This is a genomic window from Anaerolineae bacterium, assembly GCA_016931895.1.
Taxonomy (GTDB): domain Bacteria; phylum Chloroflexota; class Anaerolineae; order 4572-78; family J111; genus JAFGNV01.
On sequence record JAFGDY010000180.1, the window covers coordinates 1 to 3,462 of the forward strand.

The following is a 3,462-nucleotide window of genomic DNA, read 5'->3' on the forward strand; positions in this document are numbered from 1 at the left end:
ATTAAAAGCGCCCGCCAGGCGAATAACTTCGGTGGGGCCTTCCACCGGAGCCTCCAACTCCAGTTCTCCTTCGGCAATCTGGGTGGCCGTTGCAGTCAAGTTACGTAGAGGTACCGCCAAGCGCCGGGCCATATAAACCCCAATCAGTCCGGTCAATATGGCCACAAGCAGCATAACCAGCACCGAGATACCTATGCCCAGAATAACCTCCTCGTAAGCCTCACTTATCGGCAGCTCGGTTACAACAGCCCAATCAGGCGTGCCCAGCGGAACATAGGTCCCTACAATAATGGTTCCCTCGATGCCCCGGGCAATACTTGCCCCGGTTTCATCAACCAGCATAGGGTTGCTGATATATTCAGCCACTTCCTTTAAATAAGCAACATTCTCTCCTCTTAAAACACGGGCAATATCGTAAAAGGCAATCAAATCACCGTTTCTATCCACCACGTAGGCCCGGCCTGCCTTACCAATCTCCAGTCTTTCCACCAAGTCCCACATAAATTTTAAGTTCACTTCGGCCAGCAACATTCCTTGAAATTCACCAAATTTGTCTGTGGCCGGAACAGCCATCACCACCATCGGCTCGCCGGTCAATTCATCTATGTAAACCAAGCTAATGTATCTATTGCCCTGGCCCACCTGGCTAAACAAATCAGGCTCCAGCCGCTCCATCAGTTGTTCTGCCGCCGCCTGTGATACCCGAGAAACCTTAACCAAATCCTGGTTTTGTGAGTCTAACAAGATCAACTGGCGAAAGGCGCGATCAAGACCCAGCACATCCTCCAAAGCTTTTTTCCGCTCTGCTGCAGAGGTAGAGGCCAGGTTCTCAAGTTTGACCGTTGTTTCCAAAACGCCGAATTTTTCCTGGATGAAACTGGCTACCGCATTAGCTGCCTCTTGAGCAATAAGTTGCTGCTCGCTGGCAATCATCTGCCGCTGCGTTCGGAAATTAAAGAAAACTTCAATACTACTGGCAATAAAAAGAACAGCCACACTCAACGTGAGAAAGGCAATGGCTAAAGTGGCGGCCAGGCTCCGTGAACCTTTGGGCCTTTTTACAAGCATAGACATTATCTTACCTCTTAAGACCTACGCAATTGGGCTCATTATTGAGCAAGAAACGGACGTAAAATCTTTAATCTGGCTTAATCTTTATCTCTAAGGGGCAACACTACGAATAACTCTGTCTGCCTGACTCAATAGCCCATCAGGCACCGTCACCCCCAGTCTTTGGGCCACGTTGTAATCAATCTCTAAAAAATTCTCATCCGAGACCACCGGGATGGTGCCGGCCGGGGTGCCTTTCAAAACTTTATCGGCCAGGGGCGCGGCCAGTTCGCCTGAAATGACAGGGTTTACATTCACTCCAAAAATAACCCCATAGCCTTCTACCTCTATTAACGCCCCGCCAATTGGAATTTTATGTTCGTCTGCAAACTTGCCCATTACGGCAAAGGCATCAGGCGTTACGGCCAGAGGTTCAACCAAAAACAGGATAGCATCCAGGCCAAGATCATCCGATTTTGCTCGCGCATCCAGCTCGGCCTGAAGTTCGGCCGCATTGTCGGCAGGAAATTCGATTAACGTTATCCCGGCCTCGGCGGCAACCGGCCGCAGTATCTCTAACTGAGGAGCGACAATGGGGTAACCACGTTGATAGGGCAGCCAGATTCGTTTGGCCTGCGGGGCCAACTCGCGCATGATTTCAAAACGCCTGAGCGCAATGTCTGGACCAGGGTAGCGCACGCCGGTGATATTTCCGCCAGGCTCGCGCACGCTATCCACTATGCCCATCCCTTCGATCAGGGCAAAGGTAAAAACCACCGGAATATCGGTGCCCTGAGTGGCGGCTTTAACCTCCATGGTGGCTTCGGTGGGAAACACAACAATCAGGTCCACCTTATCATCCACAAATTTTTGGGCAATGTGCTTATACTCGGCCATGTCAAAATCTGTTTTCTGCACGTCATAAACAATGTTCTGGCCTTCAATATAGCCTAACTCAGTCATTTTGGCCTTGAAGCCGTCGGTTATAACGGCCACAAAATTCAAACCAGATAAAATACCTACCCGGTAGACCTTGGGCTTCTCTGCGCCACAGCTACTCAACAGGATCACTATCACCAGAGAATAAACAACGATGGTGAACCAATTTTTTTTATTCTGAAACTTACAATTGTTTGTTATCATCTGTTCTCCTGTATTCTATTTAACTATTTCATTACCCGACAAGGTTGTTTCATAACCGGCCAAAGGCCGGGCTTCTACGCCAATTCTGACCAGGCTATGGGACACACCCAAAACCTTGCTCAATTCTTCGCTGGCGGTTCTGGCCAATATTTCTAAAGTGGGAGCTTGTCGTAATTTATCGGTAATTTCACGAGTGGTTTGTTCAAGTCCAACCCGCTGGCGAGTCTCCCCAAAAAGACGCAGGCTTTCGGCGGATTGGGCTAACTGATCTACCACTGCTTCTACAATAGCCAAATCATCTTCCGTCCATTGTTGGTCATCACGGGTTGGATGGAGTTGCAAGGCGCCAATGGTTTTATTACGCAATGTAACTGGCGCCACCAGCGTGGTCGGCGAGCGGTCTTGATTCTCAGAAATATGTTCAGGCTTGAGCGGAATAATGGCCGGCCGGTCTTGACCCAGGGCTTGCTGCCTGGCCTGGGTTAGCATTTCCTCCGGCAGGTCGGCTACCTGGGGGCGGGTGTAATGATATTGACCACTCTGGGTAATCATTCTGGCCTTCTGCCACGATTGGGCCAAATATCTTTCGTGAGCGGTCCGGGTTTCGGTCAACGCAGTCTCAACCCTGGCAAAAAGGCGAGCATTACGAATAGCTACTGCCACCTGGTTGGCCAATGAACGCAGCAAACTGGCGTCACTCTCATCCAAACCGGCCACCTCATCTTCTTGCACGTCCAACACCCCCATAATCTGATCCTCCAAAATAATCGGCACCGCCATCTCAGAATAAGTGTCAGGCAAAAGCGGGTTGGGCAACCAATCTTCGGCCTCGCGCACATTGTCAACCCACACAATCTCACCCGACCGGGCTGCCCGCGCCACCAAACTGGTGGGCGCATTCAGCGCAATGTTATGCCCCCTGGCCTTCATCTCTGCACCAGCTCGACCCGCCCCGGCCGTCATTACCAAATTTTGGCGATTGTCATCGAGAATGTAAACGTGGGCGTGGTAGTAATCAAATCTTTCTTTTACCTGATTGACCAACTCCATCAAGAGTTGATCAAAATCAAGAATAGCACTCAAACGTTCACTCAACGTCGCCAATACTTCCAGGCGTTGGGTCCGGTCGGCCACCCGCTGTTCCAGAGAGCCTATCAAGTCGTGGAGTTGCGCCGTCATGCTATTAAAAGCGCCCGCCAGGCGAATAACTTCGGTGGGGCCTTCCACCGGAGCCTCCAACTCCAGTTCTCCTTCGGCAATCTGGGTGGC

3 protein-coding genes are annotated in these 3,462 nt (G+C 50.8%); all 3 read right to left on the reverse strand.

Features of this window, described 5'->3' with window-relative positions; all coding sequences use genetic code 11:
- The coding region (locus JW953_13520; GenBank protein ID MBN1993715.1) for a cache and HAMP domain-containing protein at positions 1-1,074 on the reverse strand (1,074 nt) is incomplete at its 3' end.
- An 87-nt stretch (positions 1,075-1,161) separates the two neighbouring features.
- Complete coding sequence (locus JW953_13525) at positions 1,162-2,193, reverse strand: ABC transporter substrate-binding protein (GenBank protein ID MBN1993716.1); 1,032 nt, start codon at positions 2,191-2,193, stop codon at positions 1,162-1,164.
- A gap of 15 nt (positions 2,194-2,208) precedes the next feature.
- The coding region (locus JW953_13530) for a GAF domain-containing protein (GenBank protein ID MBN1993717.1) at positions 2,209-3,462 on the reverse strand (1,254 nt) is incomplete at its 5' end.